The sequence below is a fragment of the Pseudomonas marginalis genome (assembly GCF_001645105.1).
Lineage (GTDB): Bacteria > Pseudomonadota > Gammaproteobacteria > Pseudomonadales > Pseudomonadaceae > Aquipseudomonas > Aquipseudomonas petroselini.
This window is the reverse complement of record NZ_LKEG01000036.1, coordinates 86428-109085: the sequence shown is the minus strand read 5'-3', so window position 1 is coordinate 109085 and position 22658 is coordinate 86428. Positions and strand designations below refer to the sequence as shown.

General features: G+C 61.6%; 21 protein-coding genes. 12 read left to right on the top strand and 9 right to left on the bottom strand.

The genetic code is table 11. The annotated features are described in order from the left end of the window. Positions 1-6: 6 nt before the first annotated feature. Positions 7-774, top strand: a complete 768-nt coding sequence (locus tag AO064_RS31755) for a methyl-accepting chemotaxis protein (protein WP_370636048.1) — start codon at positions 7-9, stop codon at positions 772-774. 495 nt (positions 775-1269) lie between these two features. Here AO064_RS31755 and AO064_RS12100 read toward each other — a convergent pair whose 3' ends face one another. The 3 genes from AO064_RS12100 to AO064_RS12090 form a co-directional block, all read right to left on the bottom strand. Then, a complete protein-coding gene (locus tag AO064_RS12100) occupies positions 1270-2046 on the bottom strand; it encodes a nucleotidyltransferase domain-containing protein (RefSeq protein ID WP_064053429.1) in 777 nt (258 codons plus the stop codon). Further along, on the bottom strand, positions 2043-2522 hold the full coding sequence (locus AO064_RS12095; RefSeq protein ID WP_064053428.1) for a P-loop nucleotide/nucleoside kinase family protein: 480 nt from the start codon (positions 2520-2522) through the stop codon (positions 2043-2045). Before AO064_RS12095 ends, AO064_RS12100 begins: the two co-directional genes overlap by 4 nt. A gap of 93 nt (positions 2523-2615) precedes the next feature. Further along, the gene (locus AO064_RS12090) at positions 2616-3647 is read right to left on the bottom strand and encodes a UV damage endonuclease UvsE (protein WP_064053427.1); all 1032 of its coding nucleotides are present in this window, start codon (positions 3645-3647) and stop codon (positions 2616-2618) included. Between the two features lie 173 nt (positions 3648-3820). Between AO064_RS12090 and AO064_RS12085 the strand changes: the two genes are divergently transcribed. After that, positions 3821-4234 carry a DUF2231 domain-containing protein gene (locus AO064_RS12085; RefSeq protein ID WP_064053426.1) on the top strand — a complete coding sequence of 138 codons (414 nt, stop codon included), beginning with the start codon at positions 3821-3823 and terminating at the stop codon, positions 4232-4234. Further along, positions 4231-5523, top strand: coding sequence for a PQQ-dependent sugar dehydrogenase (locus AO064_RS12080; RefSeq protein ID WP_012724588.1), 1293 nt, complete (start codon positions 4231-4233; stop codon positions 5521-5523). Before AO064_RS12085 ends, AO064_RS12080 begins: the two co-directional genes overlap by 4 nt. 97 nt (positions 5524-5620) lie before the next feature. Here AO064_RS12080 and AO064_RS12075 read toward each other — a convergent pair whose 3' ends face one another. Continuing rightward, on the bottom strand, positions 5621-6562 hold the full coding sequence (locus tag AO064_RS12075) for a LysR substrate-binding domain-containing protein (RefSeq protein ID WP_064053425.1): 942 nt from the start codon (positions 6560-6562) through the stop codon (positions 5621-5623). A gap of 92 nt (positions 6563-6654) precedes the next feature. On the opposite strand from AO064_RS12075, the gene AO064_RS12070 reads away from it, so the two are divergent. Both AO064_RS12070 and AO064_RS12065 read left to right on the top strand, forming a co-directional pair. Beyond that, positions 6655-7593, top strand: a complete 939-nt coding sequence (locus AO064_RS12070; RefSeq protein ID WP_082893928.1) for a DMT family transporter — start codon at positions 6655-6657, stop codon at positions 7591-7593. Between the two features lie 70 nt (positions 7594-7663). Beyond that, positions 7664-8584 carry a bifunctional helix-turn-helix transcriptional regulator/GNAT family N-acetyltransferase gene (locus tag AO064_RS12065; protein WP_064053423.1) on the top strand — a complete coding sequence of 307 codons (921 nt, stop codon included), beginning with the start codon at positions 7664-7666 and terminating at the stop codon, positions 8582-8584. A gap of 37 nt (positions 8585-8621) precedes the next feature. On the opposite strand, the gene AO064_RS12060 is transcribed toward AO064_RS12065, so the two are convergent. Both AO064_RS12060 and AO064_RS12055 read right to left on the bottom strand, forming a co-directional pair. After that, entirely contained in the window at positions 8622-10025 is a 1404-nt protein-coding gene (locus AO064_RS12060; protein ID WP_064053422.1) for an MFS transporter, read from the bottom strand. Between the two features lie 143 nt (positions 10026-10168). After that, complete coding sequence (locus tag AO064_RS12055) at positions 10169-10699, bottom strand: GNAT family N-acetyltransferase (RefSeq protein ID WP_064053421.1); 531 nt, start codon at positions 10697-10699, stop codon at positions 10169-10171. Between the two features lie 154 nt (positions 10700-10853). On the opposite strand from AO064_RS12055, the gene proP reads away from it, so the two are divergent. Beyond that, entirely contained in the window at positions 10854-12356 is a 1503-nt protein-coding gene (gene proP / locus AO064_RS12050) for a glycine betaine/L-proline transporter ProP (RefSeq protein ID WP_012724594.1), read from the top strand. 53 nt (positions 12357-12409) lie between these two features. Next, positions 12410-12916, top strand: a complete 507-nt coding sequence (locus AO064_RS12045) for a GAF domain-containing protein (protein ID WP_064053420.1) — start codon at positions 12410-12412, stop codon at positions 12914-12916. Here AO064_RS12045 and AO064_RS12040 read toward each other — a convergent pair. Beyond that, positions 12891-13814: an AraC family transcriptional regulator gene (locus AO064_RS12040; RefSeq protein WP_064053419.1), complete on the bottom strand. Its 924-nt coding sequence runs from the start codon at positions 13812-13814 to the stop codon at positions 12891-12893. The genes AO064_RS12045 and AO064_RS12040 overlap by 26 nt on opposite strands. A gap of 165 nt (positions 13815-13979) precedes the next feature. On the opposite strand from AO064_RS12040, the gene AO064_RS12035 reads away from it, so the two are divergent. Both AO064_RS12035 and AO064_RS12030 read left to right on the top strand, forming a co-directional pair. After that, a complete protein-coding gene (locus tag AO064_RS12035; protein WP_064053418.1) occupies positions 13980-15002 on the top strand; it encodes an alpha/beta hydrolase in 1023 nt (340 codons plus the stop codon). Positions 15003-15040: 38 nt separating this feature from the next. Further along, positions 15041-16201, top strand: a complete 1161-nt coding sequence (locus AO064_RS12030; RefSeq protein ID WP_064053640.1) for an MFS transporter — start codon at positions 15041-15043, stop codon at positions 16199-16201. Here the strand turns inward: AO064_RS12030 and AO064_RS12025 are convergent. Next, positions 16153-16470 carry an SDR family oxidoreductase gene (locus AO064_RS12025; protein WP_236382808.1) on the bottom strand — a complete coding sequence of 106 codons (318 nt, stop codon included), beginning with the start codon at positions 16468-16470 and terminating at the stop codon, positions 16153-16155. The genes AO064_RS12030 and AO064_RS12025 overlap by 49 nt on opposite strands. 106 nt (positions 16471-16576) lie before the next feature. Between AO064_RS12025 and AO064_RS12020 the strand changes: the two genes are divergently transcribed. Then, positions 16577-19150, top strand: a complete 2574-nt coding sequence (locus AO064_RS12020; RefSeq protein ID WP_064053417.1) for a bifunctional diguanylate cyclase/phosphodiesterase — start codon at positions 16577-16579, stop codon at positions 19148-19150. Here the strand turns inward: AO064_RS12020 and AO064_RS12015 are convergent, their stop codons facing one another. Continuing rightward, positions 19151-19924: an AraC family transcriptional regulator gene (locus AO064_RS12015; protein WP_082893936.1), complete on the bottom strand. Its 774-nt coding sequence runs from the start codon at positions 19922-19924 to the stop codon at positions 19151-19153. Between the two features lie 146 nt (positions 19925-20070). Between AO064_RS12015 and AO064_RS12010 the strand changes: the two genes are divergently transcribed. Beyond that, entirely contained in the window at positions 20071-21282 is a 1212-nt protein-coding gene (locus tag AO064_RS12010; protein WP_064053415.1) for an MFS transporter, read from the top strand. Between the two features lie 109 nt (positions 21283-21391). Then, entirely contained in the window at positions 21392-22558 is a 1167-nt protein-coding gene (locus AO064_RS12005; RefSeq protein ID WP_064053414.1) for a GGDEF domain-containing protein, read from the top strand. Positions 22559-22658: the final 100 nt, after the last annotated feature.

Genomic DNA, 22658 nt, shown 5'->3' with positions numbered 1-22658 from the left:
CACAACATGAACGAGGCCGCTGGCCGGCAACGCGAGGCGGTCGAATTGGTGTCGACGGCGTTCAACGAGATGGTGGCTACCGCCAACGAAGTCGCGCGCTCATGCAGCGGTGCGGCGGAATCCGCCGAAAACGGGCACCGGCGTGTGGCCGAGGGCAAACAGCAGATCGAAGCCACCACCGATAACGTCAACCGTCTGGGTCGGCGCCTCACCGAATCGTCCCAGGCCATGGTCGAGCTGGAAGCCGGCAGCCGCAGCATCAACCAAATCCTCGGCACCATTCGCGCGATCGCCGAACAGACCAACCTGCTGGCGCTCAACGCCGCCATCGAGGCTGCCCGTGCCGGTGACCAGGGCCGTGGCTTCGCCGTGGTCGCTGACGAAGTGCGCGCGCTGGCCAAACGCACTTCCGACTCCACGGGCGAGATCGAGCAACTGCTCGGCACCCTGGAAAACAAGACCCAGGAAGTCACGCAAAAAATGGGCAGTTGCCTGGACCTCTCGCGCGCCAGCGTCTCGTCCATCGAAAGCGCGCGGGACAGCTTTGAAGGCATCCAGACGTCGGTAAACGAAATCCGCGACCAGAACCTGCAGATCTCCGCTGCCGCCGAGGAGCAGCACAGCGTGGCCGAAGAGATCAACCGGCACATCCAACAGATCTACGACGAAGCGCGGCTGGTGGAAAGCCTGGCCAACTCGGCGCAGGACGACTCCGGACGGCTGTCGGACCTGTCGGATGAGTTGAATGGGCTGGTGGGCCGGTTCAAGTCCTGAGGAAGGCGGCGATGCTCATTGAGGTGCCGCCTACCGTCAACGGGGAAAAGAGTGAACGAGCGACATGCGAGGGGTTCATACGCCAACGGTATGAGCCTGGAAGTGCGCGACCAACATTGAGTGAGGGAGCTGTCGAGCCCCAGCGAGGCTGCGAACGCGGCGGCACTGCCAACATCTTCAGCGCCTGACACACCGCTATCGCAGCCTCGCTAAAGCTCGACAGCTCCCACAGGGGATCGGCTGTGTAAGTGGGATTTCGGTCGTAGCGGCGAGCGCAATTTGAGCCACGACGAAAATCAAATGTGGGAGCTGTCGAGCCCCAGCGAGGCTGCGAAGGCGGCGGTACTGCCAACATTTTCAGCGCCTGACACACCGCTATCGCAGCCTCGCTAAAGCTCGACAGCTCCCACAGGGGATCGGCTGTGTAAGTGGGATTTCGGTCGTAGCGGCGAGCGCAATTTGAGCCATGGCGAAGATCGGTATGGGAGCTGCTATCTACCTTTGCTGTGAAACCATCCAGCCCAGAAATGCTTGAAGCCGATCTAAGAATTTTTCGCTGTCGGCACTGGGGTTTCGGGCTTCAAACAGGAAGAAGGCTACCTGGGCAACCTGCGTCGGATAACCCCGTAGGAACAGCGCAACATGCTCTTCAAGTGTCTGCGGCCACGTCGATCCGTCTTCTCCACTCAATACCTGGGTGGCTCTGATCAGTTTGCGCGACGCTTCGCGCTGCAGGCGCAGGCGTTCTTGCTCGGTGTCGGCACGTGCGATGCGGGTGACATAGGCTATCAGCACCGCTGCATAGTCACCATTCACGGCCAAGGCAATGTCCAGTGACGGCCGAAACCGCTCGAAGTGCAGTGCCAGGTCATTGCCCCATACGCATCGGCAATGGTGCTTGAGCCAGTAGCCCCAGCGGTTCCGGTTTTCAGCCGCAAGTGCTTGTGCGCGGCTGCCGATATCGAAATCCACCTTGGTGACGTGCGGGTGGCGCCGCTCCAGGTCGCACCGCACGACTTCCAAGCGCGCCAACTGCGTTGACGTCGGCGACTCGCGCAGCACCAGCGTGAGATCAAGATCGGAAACACCCGGGACGGCATCGCCGCGCGCCACACTGCCATAGAGGTAAATGCCGTGCACCCCAAACTCTGGATGTGAGAGTTGGTTGCAGACATCCTCAAGCAATGGCTGAAACTCACGCTGCACGGGGCCGTCGGAAACCGTGAGGATAAAACCGTCGGCGTCCACGCCAGTGGATCGCGATGCGCTCATGGCCGATGCCTCTCGATCACCAGCCCCTCCTCCTCGCTCGGCACGCAGAAGTCGCGGGTAATCAGGTCAAACTCGGCATCCGTGGCGGCAAAGTCATGCTCACCTTGGGCGTTGCGCGCGTGCAGTCGGGCGCGGCAGGTGGCGTCATCCTCTTCAAGGTAATGCAGGCAGTGCGGGACCTGGGCGACGTGCGCCAGGCCCAACAGCCATTCGCGGCTGGCCAAGGTATTGGCAGGAAAATCCAGCACCACGTTGACGCCCGATTGCAGCATATTGATGACCAGCGGCCCCAGCACGCCGCGAATACGCTGGGCGCAGCTGAGATAATCGGCAATGGCGCGGATTTCACCGGGGTAAAGCGTGGCGAGCCAGTGATCTTCACTGAGCACAATGGCGGCGTGCTCGGCGGCAAGGCGCGTGGCGAGCGTAGACTTGCCCGAGGCGATCTTGCCGCAGAGCAGATGCAGGGTTGGCATAGGGCGGTTCCTTGTGTCAGGCCTGCCAGCATGCAGGCCGAGGATTGATCGCACAACGTCCTGCACGCCTTGAGCTATTGCGATGGCCCCTCTTCAAGGTGGGCTGCGCCGCTTCCAGTGCTCATGGAACGCCAGCGAGGCGACGTTCTTGTCCTTGGCTTCAAGCATGATGTCGAAGCGATCGAGAAATTGCAGCGCGTAGTCGTTGGTCCAGCGGTTCCACATCTGCGCGCTGTGGGCGTACAGGTCGCGCTTGGACACCACCTGCAACAGCGCGTCCATTTCCAGCTTATGCTCGGCGTCGAATCCCAGTTCCTGCAGGCTCTCCTGGGGTTGGGAATAGTGCAGGGTCGGCCGTACGCCGCGCCAGCTTTCGATCACGCGGGCGACCCGCTCCGAGTGGGGGTCGATGTAGTGGTTTTCGTTGACCCAACAGTGGTGAATGTCCAGCACCACCGGCGCCAGGTCGGCCACTTGCAGGCAATGATCGAGGCCGTAGGTCTTTTCGTCGTTCTCAAAGGTGATGCAGTTGCGCGCCACTTCCGACAGGCGCGACCACACCGCACGGGTGCCTTCCACACCGAGGCGGCCGGCAATATGCACGTTGCACTTGAGGTCCTGGAAGCGCCGGCCGTAGCCCATCATGCGGATCATGTCGGCGTGGTATTCGAATTCAGCCAGGCTGTTTTCCACCACGCCGGGGTTCTCCGAACCGAGCACACAGTACTGACCGGGGTGGAACGACAGGCGGATATCCGCAGCGCGGGCCAGCTCGCCGATGGCGGCAAAACCTTCCACCAATTGACGCTCGATGGCCGGGTCTTTATAGACGGCGGCAACGTTCGGATGGCTATAGAACGGCAGCAGATCACTGCTCAGGCGCAGCATGCGCAGGGTCGGTGGCAGTCCGGCGACATAGCTCAACAGGCGTAATTGGGCGGCCAGGTTGTGAGTGACCACTTCCACCAATTTGTCGCGAGCCACCTGCGGCGAGACACTCTCCATCCAACGCAACGTGGTCGTGCGCGGGTTGAAGGGGCCTTCGATCAGCTTCAAGGCGCTGGCCGACAGCAGGCGTTCGGGATGCTTGTACTGGCATGCGAAGCCGATGCGAGGATGGGTCATGGAAGCGCCTGACGGAATAAAGTACGGAAATGATACGGCGTTAGGCCGAAACCGGCCCAGTGGGTTCACAATATTTCGACACGATTCACGCTGAACTTTCTGACACGCGGTGCGTTCACTTCCTATGCGCTGCCCCGCTAAGGGGCGTTGTACAACAAGGAGCCGCTACCACGATGACTACCCTTCCCGCTTACCGATACACACCCGGGCCGCTGCATGCGACCTTACTGGCCGGCACCGTGCCGTTGTTTCTCGGCGCCTTGCTCAGCGACATTGCCTACACCCAGACCTACCAGATTCAATGGGCCAACTTCGCGTCCTGGTTGATTGCCGGCGCGCTGGTGTTTGCTGGCTTCGCGTTTCTGTTCGCACTGGTCAACCTGCTCCGTGCCGAACGCAAGGCCGGGCAACCCACACGCTATGTCCTGCTGCTGTTGGCCACCTGGGTAGTGGGCCTGGTCAATGCCTTCCAGCATGCCAAGGATGCCTACGCCTCGATGCCGACCGGCCTGGTCCTGTCGGCCATCGTCTTGCTGCTGACACTGGCGGCCACCTGGACCGGCCTGCGCGCGGGATGTGTCAAATGAAAACGTCCAGCACCCTGACCCTGTTGAGCGCCACATTATTGCTCGCCGCCTGCGGTGGCGAAGGCGACAAGACCCAGGCACGCGGCCCCGACCCCAAGCTGCCGGAACAACAAAGCAGCCTGTTGCCGAGCATGAAGATCGCCGAGCCTGCGCCCTGGGGCGAGCAGAAACCCAAGGTTCCGGAAGGCTTCAGCGTCACGGCGATCGCCACGGACCTCGCCATCCCGCGCCAGACCCTGGTGTTGCCCAACGGTGACATCCTCGTGGCCGAAGGCCGTGGTGGCAGCGCGGCCAAGCTCAAGCCCAAGGATGTGATCGCCAGCCTGATCAAGGCCGAAGGCAACACCAAGGTCAAGAGCGGCAACCGCCTGACGTTGCTGCGCGACGCCGATGGTGACGGCACCTACGAACTCAAGACGGTGTTCGCCGACAACCTCAACGCACCGTACGGCCTGGCGTTTGCCAACGGCAAACTCTACGTGGCCAACCAGGACGCGCTGGTGAGCTTCGACTACGCCGACGGCCAGACCAAGGCCAGCGGCCCGCCCAGCACCGTCACCGACCTGCCGGCGCAGATCAACCATCACTGGACCAAATCCCTGGCCGTGAGCGCCGACGGCAGCCAGCTCTACGTCGGTATCGGTTCCAACAGCAACGTCACCGAACGCGGCATGGAAGTGGAGATCGACCGTGCGATGGTCTGGCAGATCGACGCCACCACCGGCGCGCACAAGCCCTACGCCACCGGCTTGCGTAACCCGACGGCACTGACCATCCAGCCGGACACCGGGCAATTGTGGACGGTGGTCAACGAACGCGACGAACTCGGCCCGGACCTGGTGCCGGACTACCTAACCTCCGTGCGCGAAGGCGCGTTTTACGGCTGGCCCTACAGTTATTGGGGCCAGAACGTCGACCCGCGCGCCCAACCGCAGAACCCGGCCAAGGTCGCCGCCGCGATCAAGCCGGATTACAGCCTGGGTTCCCACGTGGCGGCGCTCGGCGTGGACTTTTCGATCCCGCAAATGGGCGAGAAGTTTGCCGACGGCGTGTTCGTCGGCGAGCACGGCAGTTGGAACCGCGACAACCCAGTGGGCTACAAGGTGATCTTTGTGCCCTTCAGCAACGGCAAGCCGTCCGGTGAGCCGATCGACTTTGCCACTGGCTTTCGCGGTGACGACGGCAAGACCCGTGGGCGTCCGGTGGGTGTGACGGTGGACCCGAAAGGTGCGCTGATCATTGCCGATGACTTGGCCAATACCGTGTGGCGGGTGACACGTAATCAATAGCTGGCCGCGCGTGATCCGCTATTAACCTCGGGCGCCCCGTCTAACACGGTGCCCGAACCCAGGCTTGAATCGGAGGCTAACCCGGCAGGACGCCGGGTTAGCCACGGGTGACGCGCTCGCCGACGCCTTCCCCCTCATCATCTTGCAGCTGCGCTTCCAGCCAAGCCAGCAAGGCTGCAACCTCCGCCCGGTTCCCCTCCCCTTGGTGCCTGTACACCGAAATAGCCTCAGGCAAATGCACACTCTGCGCACACGGCCTTACGAGCGCGCCGCTTTCAATCAACCGACTCGCCGTACGCCGCCAACCCATGGCGATACCGTGCCCTTCCACGGCCGCTTGCAGCATCAGCGGGTAACTGTCGAAGCTGGCACTGCGTGCATTCCCGGCCATCAACTGCCCGAACACCCGTAGCCACTCATCCCACTCCATCAAGTGGGGCGCGTCAGCCCTGTGGTGCAAAAATGTATAGGACTGCAATTCGGTGATCAGCAGCGGTTGTTCCGCGCTCAGGTAGGCGGGACTGCACACCGGAAACACCTCGTCGGACGCGGTGAACATCAACGGATGCGAGCCACTGGCGCGCCAGGTGCTTTGCAGCGCCACGTCAAAAGGGTCATTGAATTCCGTGAGTGGCCGGGTGGAGGTCACCACCTGGATCTCGATGTGCGGGTATTGCTGGTGAAACGTCGAGAGGCGCGGCATCAGCCAATAAAACGCTTCGCACAACTGGCACAGCAGCACCACCCGGTTGCGGTGGTGCGACGCGCGCAGGCTAGCGGCCCCCTCGCTGATGCTTTGCAGCGCAAGGCTCACCACCCGTCCGAGCTCACGCCCTTCCTGGGTGAGGAACACTGCGCGATTGCGCCTTGAAAACAGCTTGACGCCCAAGTTGTCTTCCAGGCCCCGAATCTGCCGGCTGATAGCGGCCTGGGTGATGTGAAGCTCATCGGCCGCCCTGGAGAAACTCTCCAGGCGCGCCGCCGCTTCAAAGGGCAACAAGCTCGCGAGAGGCGGTAGGGTTTTGCCGAGTGCATTCATAATCTGAGGTTATGTATCCAGGGCTGAGAACTCGTTTGTAGCATACCCGCGTGGCTGGGCACCATGAATGCATGACTTCAGGGACACCCTCCATGCAGACCTCCGCTTTCCTCGGCGTAAGCCTTGCCGTTATCGCGACCCTGGGCTGGGCGCTGAATTTCATCGCGCCATACGTGACCGGTGAATACAGCCTCTTTGACTTCATGGCGGTGCGGTACCTGATCGCCGGCGTACTCGGCTGCGCGGGGTTGATTCTGTATCGCGCCCAATTGCGCTGTCTTGGCCCGCGCCGGTTGTGGATCGCTGCCGGACTCGGTGTAACGGGCTGCCTGGGCTACGGCGCCTGCATTACCGCTGGCGTCGTCTTCGGCGGCCCGGTGTTGACCCCGACGTTTGTCAGCCTGGTCCCCGTGTTGCTGGCCCTGCTCGGTAACGCCAGGAACAAAACCGTGCCCTGGCGCCGGCTGGCCATCCCGCTGGGGTTCTTGACGGCAGGATTGCTGCTGTCGAATCTCAGCAGCCTCCAACACGCCCCTGCGAACAGTGGCGACTGGCTGGCCGGTCTGTGCTTTTCAGTGGGTGCCGTGGTGGTGTGGGTGGGCTTCAGCGTGATCAACCAGAAGCAGTTGCAGGCCCTCGCGCCCTCCGCAACCGGCGTCTGGACCGCGCTCATGCTGACGGGCAGTGGTATTGCCACGCTGTGCCTGGTACCGCTGGCGCAGATGCTGGGTTTGTTCAAGCTGCCAACCCTCGGTTTCGGCTTTGCCCAGGCGGGGCCATTGTATGCCTGGTGTTTGTTTATCGCGCTGATGTCGACCCTGATCGGCGCCTGGGCCTGGAACGCTGCGACCCAGCGCCTGCCGATGGTGCTGAGCAGCCAGTTGATAGCCCTTGAATCCTTGTTCGCCAGCCTGCTCGGCCTGTGGTTCAGCACGCGTTGGCCCACGCTCATGGAAACGGCCGGGATAGCCGCAGTATTGATCGGTGTGGTCCTGGCTGTTCGCATTATTCTGACGGTGGTGCGCACCTGATCAAATGGATTGACATGCTTGCCTGAAGCAACAATATAATTGCCCCAGGCAACCATTCGAGCATTCGCGCATGTCTACCCCTCTGCTGATCGAACGCGCCGGTGTCGTGCGCGGCTTCAACCGCTTCTATACGCAGCAGATCGGCGTGCTGCAGGAACACCTGCTGCAAAGCGACTACTCGCTCACCGAAATCCGCGTGATGTACGAGTTGTCTTCCCGAGGCGATCTCACCAGCGCTGACCTGTGCCACATGCTCAGCCTGGACGCGGGTTATCTGAGCCGGCTGGTAGGCGGCCTGGAAAAGCGCGGCCTGATCCAGAAAGTCCGCTCCGTTACCGATGCTCGCGCGGTGCAATTGCACCTCAGCGATCTCGGTCGCGCCGTGTTGGCGCCCCTGGAGCAACGCACCCAGAACGAAGTCATCGCCCTGCTCGACAGCCTGCCGGAGCAGCAACAGCATCAGCTCACCGAAGCCATGAAACGCATCCAGGCCCTGCTGCAAGGCACGGCGCCCAGCTATCTGCTACGCGATCCACAACCCGGCGACATGGGGTTGGTGGTGCAACAACAAACCGCGATATACGCGCGTGAATATGGCTGGAATTGGGAATTCGAAGCGCTGGTGGCGGAGATTGTCGCCAAGTACCTGCGCGAATTTGATCCGACCTCCGAGCGTTGCTGGATCGCGGAAAAGGACGGTGAGGTGGTGGGGTCGGTGTTTGTGATCCGCCATGACTACACCACAGCCAAGTTGCGCATGCTCTACGTGGATGCCAGCGCGCGGGGCATGGGCATCGGCCAGCGTTTGGTGGACGAGTGCGTGCGCTTTGCCCGCCAGGTGGGCTACACCCGCATGCTGCTGTGGACCGTGGACATCCTGACCGATGCGCGCAAGCTCTATCAGAAAGCCGGGTTTGAGTTGGTGGAGGAGGAACCGATGGCCAGCTTCGGTAAATCCCTGGTCAGCCAGACCTGGGCCCGCGCGCTGTGAAACGGTCCCGCGCGATCGCCGCGCGGGACGTCAAGCCTTACAGGTCGGTGATTTCCTTGTGGCGCGGCACCAGCGTCTTCATCACGCTCCAGGCCACCAGGTAGGCCAGGGCACAGATCGCGAACATGATCATGTAGCCGGTGTGGATATCGTTGACTGACTTGTAGTAGTCGAACACCCATCCACCAATCTTGGTCATCACCACCCCGCCCAAACCGCCGGCCATGCCGCCGATGCCGACCACCGAGGCCACGGTCTTCTGCGGGAACATATCGGACACGGTGGTAAAGATGTTGCACGACCACGCCTGGTGCGCCGACGCGCCCACGCCGATCAACAATACCGGCACCCAGAAGCTGATGTAGCCCAGGGGTTGCGCCAACAGCACCACCAGCGGAAACAGGGCGATCACCAGCATGGCTTTCATGCGGCCGTCATACGGCGCATCGCCACGGGCCATGAAGTAGCTCGGGAACCAGCCGCCGCCGATGCTACCGACCATGGTCATGCTGTACAGCACCGCCAGGGGCAGCACGATGTCGGGACCTTTCATGCCGTATTGCGCCGACAAGTAGGTGGGCAGCCAGAACAGGAAGAACCACCACACGCCGTCGGTCATGAACTTGCCGAAGGCGAAGGCCCAGGTCTGGCGGTAGGTGAGCAGCTTGAACCACGAGACTTTTTTCGTTACATCGCCCGCAGCTGCCGGGGTGAACGGCTGCACGGTCTGGTCGCTGCGGATATACGCCAGCTCGGCGGCCGACAGGCGTTTTTGCTCATCCGGCTTCTTGTACAGCGCGACCCACACCGCCACCCATACAAAACCCAGGCCGCCGATCACGATGAAGGCCGCTTCCCAGCCCCATAACCCGGCAATCAACGGCACGCAGATCGGCGCCAGGATCGCCCCGACATTGGCACCGGAGTTGAAGATACCCGTGGCCAGGGAGCGTTCTTTCTTGGGGAAATATTCGGCAGTGGCCTTGATCGCAATCGGGAAGTTGCCCGCTTCACCAATCGCCAGCACGGCGCGGGACAGCATAAAGCCGGCAATCGACACCGGAATCACCGCCAGGCCGATTGCACCGCTGATCGCCGCGATGCCCTCGCCCATCGGTACCGAGAACGCATGCATGATGGCGCCCGTGGACCAGATGCCGATCGCCACCACGTAGGCCGCCTTGGTGCCGATCTTGTCGACAAAACGCCCGGCGAACAGCATGGAGATCGCGTAGACAAACTGGAACACTGCGGCAATGTTGGCGTAATCGGTGTTGCTCCAGCCAAATTGCGTCGACAGTTGCGGCGCCAGCAAGCTGAGCACCTGGCGGTCGAGATAGTTGACGGTGGTCGCGAAAAACAGCATCGCGCAGATGGTCCAGCGGTAGTTACCTACCGCTTGGCCAACGCGATGAGCATGGATGGGCTCGATCAAGTTCATGGCATCACTTTTTATTTTTGTTAGGTAGGACATATGTAACGTCATATGTCGTCGTACAACTGTGGCTTTTATATCGAGGTCCCTATCCCCTGTCAATCTGAAAGATTAGGGTTATATGAGGTCTTGCGCGGCTGTGAAAAGTGTCAGCTTTGAGCAGTTGTAGGATGACAAATCCTGAATACCCGGCTGGGTGGCTTGCCGGGTACATCATCGAGCAGGCCGAAAGGCTGCATGCCAAGCTTCTCCAGCACGCGGATCGACGCCGCATGGCCGGGCCGGACCAGGCCAAATACCTCGGGTAACGCCAGGGTTTCAAATGCCAACTTCAGGGCATCGCGCCCCACTTCGGTGGCATAGCCCTGGCCCCAGGCTTGCTCGGCAAAGCGGTAACCCAGGTTGATGCGCCTTTGCGTCAGGTAATTGAGAGGCGCGATACCGCCAAAGCCGATGATGTGCTCGGGTGCTGCGTGGCGCGCAATCGCCCACCAGCCATAGCCCTCGCTGGCCCACTGCTCGAGCCAGCCGTCGAGCAGGCGTTGCGCATCGGCCAGGCACGTCAGGGGGCCGGCGGGGTTGAACAGGTGGGTCCGAGGGTCGCCGAAGATCGCGAACAATGGCTGCAGGTCGCTGGGGAGTGGCTGACGGTAGGTGAGACGCGCGGGGCTGGCGAGCATTCGGATAACTCTCTGTAAAATTCACAAAGTTCAATGCATCTGCAAAAAAACGCAAATACGGGTGAATTATTTCATGTCCGCTTGTATCTGAACTGACAGAGCGGTGCCATCGCTGCGATGGCACCTCCCCTGTTCTGCTTTAGAGTGCCCCCGCATGAAATTACGTAAGAAAAGCGTCAAACCCATCGGTTTGAAAGACATCACCATCGTTGACGACGCCAAGGTGCGCAAGGCAATCACCGCTGCCGCCTTGGGTAACGCCATGGAATGGTTCGACTTCGGCGTCTACGGGTTTGTCGCCTATGTGCTCGGCAAGGTGTTCTTCCCGGACGCCTCGCCCAGCGTACAAATGATCGCTGCATTGGGTACCTTTTCGGTGCCCTTCCTGATTCGCCCGCTGGGCGGTCTGTTCTTCGGCGCACTGGGCGATAAATACGGGCGGCAAAAAGTACTCGCCGCCACCATTGTGATCATGTCCCTGAGCACCTTTGCCATCGGCTTGATTCCCGGCTATGCCTCCATCGGCATCTGGGCACCGATCCTGCTATTGCTGTGCAAAATGGCCCAGGGCTTCTCGGTCGGCGGTGAATACACCGGCGCGTCGATCTTCGTCGCCGAATACGCCCCGGACCGCAAGCGCGGTTTCCTGGGCAGCTGGCTGGACTTCGGCTCCATCGCCGGTTTCGTGCTGGGCGCCGGTGTGGTTGTACTGATTTCCACCGTGTTGGGTGAAGCCGAGTTCGAAGCGTGGGGCTGGCGCCTGCCGTTCTTCCTCGCCCTGCCCCTGGGCATCATCGGCCTGTACCTGCGTCACGCGCTGGAAGAAACCCCAGCGTTCCAACAGCACATGGACAAACTCGAGCAAGGCGACCGCGAAGGCCTGACCCACGGTCCCAAAGTGTCGTTCAAGGAAGTCGCGACCCAGCACTGGCGCAGCCTGCTGACCTGCATCGGCATCGTCGCGGCCACCAACGTGACGTACTACATGCTGCTCACCTACATGCCGAGCTACCTGTCGCATAACCTGCATTACAAAGAAAACAGCGGCGTGCTGATCATCATCGCGATCATGGTCGGGATGCTGTTCGTGCAGCCGTTCATCGGTTTTGTCAGCGATAAGATCGGTCGCAAGCCGTTCATCATCGCCGGCAGCATCGGCCTGCTGTTCCTGTCTATCCCTGCATTTATGCTGATCACCAGCGGCAAGATCGGGCTGATCTTCGCCGGTTTGCTGATCCTGGCGGTGATCCTCAACTTCTTTATCGGGGTGATGGCCTCGACACTCCCGGCGATGTTCCCCACGCACCTGCGCTACAGTGCATTGGCCAGTGCGTTCAACGTGTCGGTGTTGATCGCAGGCGTAACCCCGACTGCCGTGGCCTGGCTGGTGGAAAGCACCAACGACCTGTACATGCCCGCCTACTACCTGATGGTGTTTGCGGTGGTCGGCCTGGTCACTGGCCTGACCATGAAGGAAACCGCCAACAAGCCGTTGCGCGGCGCAGCGCCGGCCGCTTCGGACATGGAAGAAGCCAAGGAGCTGCTGCAGGAACATCACGACAATATCGAGCAGAAGATCGAAGACATCGATGCCGAGATCGCCGAACTGGAAGCCAAGCGCAACAACCTTGTGCAGCAGCATCCACGGATTAACTAAGCCCTCAACGTGCGTGGTGGGCCAGGACCACCACGCAATTGGAGTGTTCACCTATGATTCCTAGCGTCACCTCAGCACAGTCCCTGCTCAGCGCCGATGAGCGCGCTGCCATCGCCGAAATAGAAGCCACCACCAGCATCCTGCAACTGGTCACCCGCCTGACCGGCATGCGCTTTGCCGGCCTCGCCAAATTCACCGACCAGGAATGGGTGGTCTGCTCCGTGCACGACACCGCCGAAATGGGCATCCAGGTCGACGACGTGCTCGACCTCGAAACCACGCTGTGCAGTGAGTTCTGCATCAACCCTCAGACGCTGTTCATCCCGCAGATCAGCCGAAACGGCCGCTTTGCCACGCGCCCGGTGGTCAAGCAATTCGCGATTGAAAGCTACGCCGGTGCGCCGATCTTCCTGCCTGACGGCCGCCTGTTCGGTGCGCTGTGCGCGCTGGATTCCAGGGCGATGTTGTTTGAAGACCCCAACCTGCCGGAAACCCTCAGCCTGTTCGCGCGGCTGATCGGTTGTATTTTCTACGCTAACCTGACGGCGGCTGATTACTGAAAGTCGCTTTGCCACGCAGTGCCGCCACATCGCGCTTAGGCGGCATGCCGAACAAGCGGCTGTACTCGCGGCTGAACTGTGACGGGCTTTCATAGCCCACTTTGAACGCGGCACTGGACACGTCCTGGTGCTCGTTCAACATCAAGCGCCGCGCCTCATTCAGGCGCAGCCACTTCTGATACTGCAACGGGCTCATCGCCGTCAGCTGGCGAAAGTGATGATGAAAGGTTGCCGCACTCATTTGCACGCGCGCCGCCAACTCATCGACGCGCAATGCCGCGTCGTAATTGAGCTTCAGCCAATCAATCGCTTTGGCAATCCGATAGCCCTGCCCGTCGACGGAACAGATCTGACGCAATCGGCTCGCCTGGTCGCTTTTCAGTAGACGATAGTGAATCTCGCGCTGGATCAACGGTGCCAGCACCGCAATTGCTTCGGGTTCATCCAGCAGCGCCACCAGACGCGCGAAAGACGCCAGCATGCCCTGGGTCACCGTACCGATGCCCACCCCCTTCAGCACCGACCGCTCCCGCGCCGGCGGCAGCTCACTCTGAGCGATCAGCTCGGCCAATATGCGCAAATCCAACTTGAAGGTGAGCCCAAGGCAAGGTCTTTCGGGGCTGGCCACCAGCACTTCGGAATTGGCGGGAATGTCCAGTGAGGTCACCAGGAAGCGCGAAGTATCGTATGGATAACCCTCACCCCCCGCCCACAGCTGTTTTGCACCTTGGGCAACCAGCACGATGCACGGCTCGACCATGCACACCACGGGGCTTGCGGGCTGTTCACGCCGGTAGAAGCCCAGACCAGGAATCGGCATGGGGTAGTCGCCCGGTGCCTGCGCCCGCGATCCGATAGCCTGGATCAGCGCGTCCAGGGGCGTTTCATTGTTAGTCATAACAGGCTCTTTTTCTCTCGTCATCGGACTTTACCCCGAGCGGTCCGTGGCGTCCCGGCAAACCGCAGAACTCAGAGGATCAGGCAAGTAATCCAGTCAAACGCACTACAGAACCCTGACCGCCCCCGGGAAAATGTGCGCACCCACCCCCTCAAGGATCATCCGATGAAAAACCTCCTGCTCACCCTGGGTTTGCTGGTGACCTGCACCTCTTCACTGGGAGCCGATATGTCCAACGGTGCCAACAACTTCTACACAAGCGACAAGGTCAGTGTCGAAAAGGTTACCTTCAACAATCAATACGGCATGGCGGTCGCGGGTAACCTGTTTGTGCCCAAGGACCTTGCCCCCACCTCCAGAAATGCTGCGATTATCGTTGGCCACCCGATGGGTGCCGTCAAAGAACAGAGCGCGAACCTCTATGCGACCAAAATGGCAGAACAGGGTTTTGTAACGTTGTCCCTGGATCTCCCATTCTGGGGAGAAAGTGCCGGCACACCACGCAATGCGGTGTTGCCCGAGCTCTACAGCGAAGCCTTCAGCGCCGCCGTGGATTACCTCGGCACCCAGCCAATCGTCGACCGCGAGCGCATTGGCGTGATCGGTATCTGCGGCAGTGGCAGCTTCGCCATCGCTGCCGCGAAGATCGACCCACGCCTCAAGGCCATCGCCACGGTAAGCATGTACGACATGGGCGCCGCGACTCGCAATGGCCTCAAACATGGCGTGACCTTGGCGCAACGCCGACAGGTACTGCTGCAAGCGGCCAACCAGCGCTATGTGGAATTCCAGGGGGGCGACACCGTCTACACCGGCGGCACACCGAACACCCTGACCGGCGATGCGGTTGGCGATGAGTTCTACGATTTCTATCGCACATCGCGCGGTGAGTTCACCCCCACCGGCGCCTCGCCACACACCACCACCCGGCCGACGCTGAGCAGCAACGTGAAGTTCATGAACTTCTACCCGTTCAATGACATCGAGACCCTTTCTCCGCGTCCGCTCTTGCTGATTGCCGGCGCCAATGCGCACTCCCGCGAATTCAGCGAGGACGCCTACCAGCGTGCTGCCGAGCCCAAGGAACTGGTGATCATCCCCGACGCCGGGCATGTGGACTTGTACGACCGGGTCGACCTGATCCCGTTCGACACGCTCGCTAGCTTTTTCAGGAAGTACCTGAAGTGACGACCGCCGAACCAAAAAACTGGGGCGCCGTACTCGCAATGTCACTGGCGGCATTTGCCCTGGTGGCCTCCGAGTTCCTGCCCGTGAGCCTGTTGACGCCGCTGGCGACCGACCTGCATATCACCGAGGGCCAGGCCGGACAGGGCATTTCGGTATCAGGGCTGTTTGCCCTGCTCACCAGCCTGGTGATTGCGGCCGTGGCGGCGCGGGTTGAACGCAAGCGCTTGCTGCTGTCCTTGACCCTGCTAATGATCATCTCTGGCACGGTGGTGGCATTCGCACCCAATTACTCCGTGTTCATGCTGGGCCGCGCGTTGATCGGCGTGGCCATCGGCGGCTTCTGGTCACTGTCGGCCGCCACCGCCATGCGCCTGGTGCCCGCAGCCCAGGTGCCGCGGGCATTGGCTATCGTCAATGGCGGCAACGCACTGGCAACGGTGATCGCGGCACCGTTGGGCAGCTTCGTCGGCGGCTTGATCGGCTGGCGCGGGGCGTTCTTTTGCGTCGTCCCCGTTGCGGTGCTGGCGGCGGCCTGGCTGATGCTCAGTCTGCCGTCGATCAAAGCGCAGGGGGCGGCAAAAAACGGCAGCCTGTTGGGCTTGATGAAGCGCAAGCCGGTGGCCTTGGGCATGCTGGCGGTCAGCGTGTTTTTCATGGGCCAGTTCATGCTGTTCACTTACCTGCGACCGTTTCTGGAGGCTGTCACCCAGGTCAGTGTTTCCCGGTTGTCGCTCATATTGTTGGTGCTGGGCCTGGCCGGACTGGTGGGGACGCTCCTGATCGAGCGTTTGCTGAAAAAGAGCGTGTTCCTGACGCTGATCATCATCCCGTTGGTGATGGCGGGGATTGCGCTGGCGTTGGTCAAGGTCGGCAGCTCCATGGTGATGACCACGTTGTTGCTGGGGGTATGGGGCCTGGTCGCTACCGCCGCGCCGGTGGGCTGGTGGACCTGGCTGTCGACAACCCTGCCCGACGATGCCGAAGCAGGGGGTGGCTTGATGGTCGCGATCATCCAGCTGGCGATAGCATCGGGCGCTATCGTTGGCGGCCTCGTGTTTGACTGGAGCGGTTACCAGGCTACCTTCCAGTTGAGTGCGGCGGTGCTGGGTGCGGCAGCCGTATTGGCGTGGCTCGCGGCTCGCGCCAGCGGTTACCGCGCACTGTCGATGATTTGCCCGCCATCCGGTGTGAGGCTGTAGCCGGTAATGAATTGCGCGTCCTGGCTGGCCAGGAACAGCACCACAGGCGCAATGTCATCTTCAGGCGAGCCGTAACGCCCCAGCACATTGGTCGGCGCCGGGGCGTCATACGCATCGCCCCAGGTGTCGGCCACCGGCAACAGGTTGTTGACCGTGATGTTGTCCACTCCCCATTCTCGCGCCGCCGAGCGTGTGAGTGCGCGTACGGCTTCCTTGGCAATGTTGTAGGGCGCATAGCCGCCGGTGAAGCCCAAAGCCAGGGGACGCACTGCGCCCCAACGTGAGCCCTGATCCGCTGCAACGCTCTCAACGTTTTGCCCCGGCCGCCGATAACACGTCATACCCCTGACTTGCAGCGACGCTCTGCGGGAAACAATGCCGAACTCTCTCGCTCCTATCGTCCGCTCGCTTTCCGACCGCACCAGCCTTTCACTGGCGCGCACCTCGCTGTTCCGGTTCATGGGCTTGTTGGCCGTGGTATTTGCAGCCGCCGCCTACTCGCTGGTTTACCTCGCCCACGAACTGGACCGTTCCGAGCAGGTTGAAAGCGCCTTCTATACCCGTAAAGCCGTGCAATCGCTGGAGAAATCCTTACGGGTGACCGTCAAGGACTACGCCTTCTGGAGCGATGCCTACAAGCACTTGCACGTTAAAGTCGACAATGACTGGGCTTACATGCGGGGCAATCTCGGCGCCACGTTGTTTGATGATTTCGGTTTTCAAGGCCTGTTTGTGATCAACGACGCCAATCGCACGGTGTACGCGGTCGTCGACGGCAAGCTGCTGGATATCGACCTCACGCAATGGCTGGGCCAGCCCATTGCCGGGATTCTCGACCAGGCCCGTGCGGGTGCCGACAGCGAAACACCGGTCACCGCCTTTATCAACGTGCACGGCAGCCCCGCGCTGGTGGCGGCCGCCGCCATCACTCCCGGCACCGACCCCACGGTGGTGACGGATGGCAGGCCGGCCTCGGTGCTGATCTTCATCGACATCCTCAACAGCGCCAAACTGACCGTGATCGGCGATGAGTTCGGCGTGAACAAACTGCACATTGCCAGCCCCGATGAAATCGGCAAAACGTTGCTCTTTCCCCTCGGCGACAACGGTACCGCCGGCAGCCTGCACTGGGAGCCGGCCCGGCCCGGTTTGCGGCTTATGGGGGTCGGCCTGCCGCTGCTGGGCCTGGCCGCGTTGCTGGTGTGCCTGATGACCTGGGCCATTTCGCGCCGCACCACGGCCGCCGCGCTCGCCCTGGATGCGAGCCATTCGTCGCTGCAGAACAGCCAGAATGCCCTGGCCACCAGCGAAGCACGCTTTCGCGATGTGGTGGAGGCCAGCTCCGACTGGGTGTGGGAAATCGACGCCGGTTGGCGCTTCACTTACCTGTCGGAACGCTTCGAAGACGTCACCGGGTTGACCCGCTATGCGTGGATCGGGGCGACGATGAACGACTTGCTGGAGACCGAGTCGGGCCCGCTTTCCCAGTGGCTCAGCGCCCCCGGACGACGCCCGGATATCAGCGTGCAGTGTCGCTACGTCGATGCAGCGGGACAGGAACGCACCACTCGGCTGTCGGCGCGAGAGATGCCGTGCGGCGGGTTTCGCGGGACGGCCACCGACGTGACGGAAGAAGTCGAAGCCCGTCGGCGCATCGAGTTCTTGTCCCAGCATGACGCCCTGACCGGGCTGCCCAACCGCACCCGCCTGCAAGCGTTCCTCGACGGCAAACTCAAAGCCCTGCCCTCCACGGAACAGCCCCTGGTGATGCTCAGCCTGGACCTGGATCGGTTCAAGCCGGTCAATGACCTGCTCGGGCACGCGGCAGGTGACCGGGTGCTCAACGAAGTGTCTGCGCGCCTGGCAGACTGCGTGCGCCATGGCGATCTGGTCGCCCGTGTCGGCGGCGATGAATTTGTGCTGATCCTGACCGATGCAGGCACTCAGGACGAAGTCGAAACCCTGTGTAAGCGGTTGATCGAATCCATCGAACGCACGATCAGAATTGACGAGCAAGAGGTGTTCATCAGCGCCAGTATCGGGATTGCCATCGCGCCCAACGATGCTCGCGAAGCCACGGAACTGCTGCGCTACGCCGACATTGCGCTGTACGAGGCGAAGGCCGCCGGGCGCAATACCTGGCGGTTCTATTCCGGCGACATGAATGCGCGGATCATCGAACGTCGGCGCCTGGAAAGCGACCTTCGGTATGCAATCAAACATGCCGAACTGCGCCTGCACTTCCAACCCCGCTATCGCATCGCCGACGGGCAAATGGTCGGCGCCGAAGCGCTGGTGCGCTGGCAGCACCCGGTACGCGGCCTGATCGCGCCGGACACCTTCATTCCGATTGCCGAAGAGTCCGGGTTGATCCTGGCGCTGAGCGATTGGGTACTGGAGACCGCTTGCGTGTGTGCCGCACAGTGGCCGGAGCCGCTTTTTGTGTCCGTCAACCTGTCACCCACGGAGTTCAAGCGTGGCAACCTGGTGGAGCGTACGCAGCAAGCGCTGAAGAGCTCAGGCATTGATCCCGCGCGCGTAGAACTGGAAATCACCGAAAGCGTCATGCTTGAAGATGCCACCGGGGCGCTTGAGGTGATGCGCACGCTCAAGCAATTGGGCGTACGCATTGCCATGGATGACTTCGGCACCGGCTACTCGTCCCTGAGCTATCTGCGCGACTTCCCGTTCGATGGTTTGAAAATAGACCGCAGCTTCCTCACCCGACTGGAGGAAAGTGACGATGACAAGGCAATTATCCAGGCGATTGTCGGGCTGGGCCGCGCCCTGGCACTGACAGTCACGGCCGAAGGCATTGAAACCGCCGAACACCTGGCGCTGCTCAAGGCCGTGGCCTGTGAAGAGGGCCAAGGCTATTTCCTCAGTCGGCCACTGGATATCGAGGCGCTCAACAGCTTGCTCGACGTGCACGCCGGCACCGTGCAGTGATTACCGGAAAAACTGGCTCGGCGTCTTGCCAAACTGTTTCTTGAACATGCTGGTAAACGCGCTCGGGCTTTCATAGCCCAGTTCCAGGGCGATATCGATCACCTTCTCGCCCACCGCAATGCGCTCCAGCGCCAGCAGCAGCCGCGCCTGCTGACGCCACTGGCCGAAGGTCATGCCGGTTGCCTTGCGGAACAGGCGCTGGATGGTGGTCTGGTCCAGGTTCAGGCGCGTGCTCCAATCCGCCACGGTGGAGGCGTCGCCCGGATCGTCCTGTAACGCAAGGCAGATCTGCTTGATACGCGGGTCGGCGGGCTGGGGCAACGCCAGTGGCAGCGCCGGCAGGATGGCGAGTTCGTCGAGGATCAGGTGCATGATCCGCGCCTCCCGCGAGTCCTCGGCGTACGGCGGTTTCAAACTCACCGACGCCTTGATCAGCTCGCTCAGCAGCGGCGAGATGCTGACCGTCTTCGGCTCGCCGGGCATGTTCGGGAACCGGTCCGGGCGCACGAACACGCTGCGCATTTTCAGGGTGCCGACACAGCGCAACGAATGCACCTGCCCGCTGGGCATCCAGATCCCGCGATTGGGCGGTACCGTCCACTGGTTCAGCGCCGAGTACACCACCATCACCCCTTCGATGGCGTAGAGCAGTTGATGTTTTTCGTGGCTGTGGTCGGGGATCACCCAATTTTCCGGGTAATCCGTGGCGGAACTGATGACCGCCCAGGCGCCTTCGTTGATTTCCTGGAGAAATTCATTCAGTGGTTTGATCATTTCGCCCTTTTTGCGATGGTTGCCGCCCGAATTACGCGAGACAGGCACTCATGACGAATCTAGCATAAACGCCGAATCATTTTGTAATGGATGGTGACCTTAAGAAGTCGCCGCCTCTGATTAGCTGCCTTGTATGGAATGCCTGCATGTCGACCCTCACCGCGTCACCCGCCGCTGCAACCACTGCACCCCAAGCCAGCCCCTTGGTCATGCGTATCCTCGGCGCCTGCGCCTTGGCGCATTTGATCAATGACCTGATCCAGGCCGTGCTGCCGTCGATCTACCCGATGCTCAAGGCCAACTACGGCCTGTCGTTCACCCAAGTGGGCCTGATCACCCTGACCTTCCAGCTCACCGCCTCGCTGCTGCAACCCTGGATCGGCTACCACACCGATCGCCACCCCAAACCGTGGCTGCTGCCGGCGGGCATGGTGTGCACCTTGATCGGCATCCTGATGCTGGCGTTTGTCGGCAACTTCCCGGCGATCCTGCTGGCGGCCGGCCTGGTCGGCGTCGGCTCGTCGACCTTCCACCCGGAAACTTCGCGTGTCGCGCGCCTGGCCTCCGGCGGTCGCTACGGCCTGGCCCAATCGACCTTCCAGGTCGGCGGCAATACCGGCAGCGCGCTGGGCCCGTTGCTGGCGGCGGCGATCATCATTCCCTACGGCCAAGGCCATATCGCCTGGTTCGGGCTGTTTGCCGTGTTCGCGATCCTGGTGCTGTACGGCTTGAGCCGCTGGTACCGCAACCACCTCAACCTGTTCAAGCTCAAGCAAGGCGGCAAAGCCACCCATGGTTTGTCCAAAGGCCGCGTGACCTTCGCCCTGGTCGTACTGGCCGTGCTGGTGTTTTCCAAGTACTGGTACATGACCAGCCTGACCAGCTACTTCACGTTCTACCTGATCGAAAAATTCCAGCTGTCGGTTTCCAGCTCCCAGATGTACCTGTTCCTGTTCCTGGGCGCAGTGGCGGTCGGCACCTTCGCAGGCGGCCCCATCGGCGACAAGATCGGCCGTAAGAAAGTCATCTGGTTCTCCATCCTTGGTGCAGCGCCGTTCACCCTGGCGCTGCCCTACGTCGACCTGTTCTGGACGGCGGTATTGAGCGTCGTGATCGGGTTTATCATCGCCTCGGCCTTCTCGGCCATCGTGGTCTTTGCCCAGGAACTGGTGCCCGGCAATGTGGGCATGATCGCCGGGATCTTTTTCGGCCTGATGTTCGGTTTCAGCGGGATTGGCGCGGCGCTGCTCGGTTTGCTCGCTGACACACACGGTATCGAGTACGTCTACAAACTGTGCTCGTTCCTGCCGCTGGTGGGCATTCTCACGGTGTTGTTGCCGTCGACCAAAGGCGCCTGACCTGCCGATCATCGCCTGGCCGTGTGCCATCACACGGAATGCTCTGAAAAACCTGCGTGTGCGCTTACAATCCCGGTTCTAAACGCACACCAGGCAGACCCGGCAGCACATGACGCTCGACCCTCCTACGATTTTGGCACTCACCGTTGCCCTGGCAGCCGCTGCCGCCCTGTACCTGGCCGTTGAATGGCGCAGTGTGCGTGAACCTTCGCTGCTGTACTGGAGCGCCGGTTTCGCGACCATCAGCATCGGTTCCACGCTTGCGCTGCTGCGCATCAATGGCTTTGTGATGATCGGCATCTGGTTCGCCAACGGCCTACTGGTGAGCGCGCACTTTCTGTTTTTGCTCGGCGTGGCGCGGTTCACCCAAACGCGTCTGTCGCCGTTGTGGTTGCTGATGCTGCTGGTCTGGCTGGGCATGCTGATGTTGCCGGCCGATCCGTCATGGTCCAAAGCCATGCTGGCGGTGCAGTCACTGCTGGTGGCGTTGCCGACCCTGCGCGCCAGCTTTTTGCTGCGCCCCCACGGCAAATCCCTGAGCATTGGCGCGGTGCAGTTGCGCTATGTGCTGCTGATCCATGGCGCGTTCTATGTGGCCAAGGCCCTGTCGGTACTGATCCCCGGCACCTTGATCGACCTTGCCGCGTTCAAGGGCGAGATCATCCAGATCTCCCTGGTGGAAGGCGCCATGGCGATCATGCTGATTGCCCTATCGATGACCGGCTCCGAACGCTACCGACGCGAACAACAGATCGCCCGCCTCGCTGCCCGCGACCCCCTCACCGCCCTCTACAACCGCCGCGCCCTCGACCTGCGCGCGCCACGCCTGCTGGCCCAGGTGTCGCCGGCGCAACCGGGTGCGTTGCTGCTGATCGATATCGACAACTTCAAATCGGTCAACGACCTCCACGGCCATATCGCCGGCGACCGCTTGCTGATCGCCTTGAGCGAAATGATCCGCGGCGTGGTGCCCCGAGGTGCGCTGGCCGCACGCCTCGGCGGCGATGAGTTCGTGATCCTGTTGAACCCGGCCTCCACGGAGCAAATCGTCACGCTGGGCAGCAGCCTGCGCGACCAGTTTCACCAACTGGCCGCGCAGACCTTCGCCACGCCCGCGCCGGTCACCCTGAGCATCGGCGCCAACCTGTTTGATCAACCACCGCCGAGCCTGACGGCGCTGATTGAACAAGGCGATACCACGCTGTATGAATCCAAGCGGGCTGGCCGGGACAGCATTCGCCTGGTCGACCGGACCGGCACCGGCCCGTACGGCTAACTGCTTTTTCCAAAATCGACCGTGGCGGCGAATGCAAATGAGATGACGACCGTTGCAGCCATGCCAACACAGACATCGACACAACGTTTTAGCAACCACA

What these genes read in the sequence shown, in the direction of transcription:
- AO064_RS12080 (WP_012724588.1), top strand. Translation starts at nt 4,231, where the DNA reads ATGAAAACGTCCAGCACCCTGACCCTGTTGAGCGCCACATTATTGCTC.
- AO064_RS12090 (WP_064053427.1), bottom strand. Translation starts at nt 3,647, where the DNA reads ATGACCCATCCTCGCATCGGCTTCGCATGCCAGTACAAGCATCCCGAA.
- AO064_RS12065 (WP_064053423.1), top strand. Translation starts at nt 7,664, where the DNA reads ATGTCTACCCCTCTGCTGATCGAACGCGCCGGTGTCGTGCGCGGCTTC.
- AO064_RS12100 (WP_064053429.1), bottom strand. Translation starts at nt 2,046, where the DNA reads ATGAGCGCATCGCGATCCACTGGCGTGGACGCCGACGGTTTTATCCTC.
- AO064_RS12030 (WP_064053640.1), top strand. Translation starts at nt 15,041, where the DNA reads ATGTCACTGGCGGCATTTGCCCTGGTGGCCTCCGAGTTCCTGCCCGTG.
- AO064_RS12040 (WP_064053419.1), bottom strand. Translation starts at nt 13,814, where the DNA reads ATGACTAACAATGAAACGCCCCTGGACGCGCTGATCCAGGCTATCGGA.
- proP (WP_012724594.1), top strand. Translation starts at nt 10,854, where the DNA reads ATGAAATTACGTAAGAAAAGCGTCAAACCCATCGGTTTGAAAGACATC.
- AO064_RS31755 (WP_370636048.1), top strand. Translation starts at nt 7, where the DNA reads ATGAACGAGGCCGCTGGCCGGCAACGCGAGGCGGTCGAATTGGTGTCG.
- AO064_RS12045 (WP_064053420.1), top strand. Translation starts at nt 12,410, where the DNA reads ATGATTCCTAGCGTCACCTCAGCACAGTCCCTGCTCAGCGCCGATGAG.
- AO064_RS12060 (WP_064053422.1), bottom strand. Translation starts at nt 10,025, where the DNA reads ATGAACTTGATCGAGCCCATCCATGCTCATCGCGTTGGCCAAGCGGTA.
- AO064_RS12010 (WP_064053415.1), top strand. Translation starts at nt 20,071, where the DNA reads ATGTCGACCCTCACCGCGTCACCCGCCGCTGCAACCACTGCACCCCAA.
- AO064_RS12095 (WP_064053428.1), bottom strand. Translation starts at nt 2,522, where the DNA reads ATGCCAACCCTGCATCTGCTCTGCGGCAAGATCGCCTCGGGCAAGTCT.
- AO064_RS12035 (WP_064053418.1), top strand. Translation starts at nt 13,980, where the DNA reads ATGAAAAACCTCCTGCTCACCCTGGGTTTGCTGGTGACCTGCACCTCT.
- AO064_RS12070 (WP_082893928.1), top strand. Translation starts at nt 6,655, where the DNA reads ATGCAGACCTCCGCTTTCCTCGGCGTAAGCCTTGCCGTTATCGCGACC.
- AO064_RS12055 (WP_064053421.1), bottom strand. Translation starts at nt 10,699, where the DNA reads ATGCTCGCCAGCCCCGCGCGTCTCACCTACCGTCAGCCACTCCCCAGC.
- AO064_RS12020 (WP_064053417.1), top strand. Translation starts at nt 16,577, where the DNA reads ATGCCGAACTCTCTCGCTCCTATCGTCCGCTCGCTTTCCGACCGCACC.
- AO064_RS12085 (WP_064053426.1), top strand. Translation starts at nt 3,821, where the DNA reads ATGACTACCCTTCCCGCTTACCGATACACACCCGGGCCGCTGCATGCG.
- AO064_RS12005 (WP_064053414.1), top strand. Translation starts at nt 21,392, where the DNA reads ATGACGCTCGACCCTCCTACGATTTTGGCACTCACCGTTGCCCTGGCA.
- AO064_RS12015 (WP_082893936.1), bottom strand. Translation starts at nt 19,924, where the DNA reads ATGATCAAACCACTGAATGAATTTCTCCAGGAAATCAACGAAGGCGCC.
- AO064_RS12075 (WP_064053425.1), bottom strand. Translation starts at nt 6,562, where the DNA reads ATGAATGCACTCGGCAAAACCCTACCGCCTCTCGCGAGCTTGTTGCCC.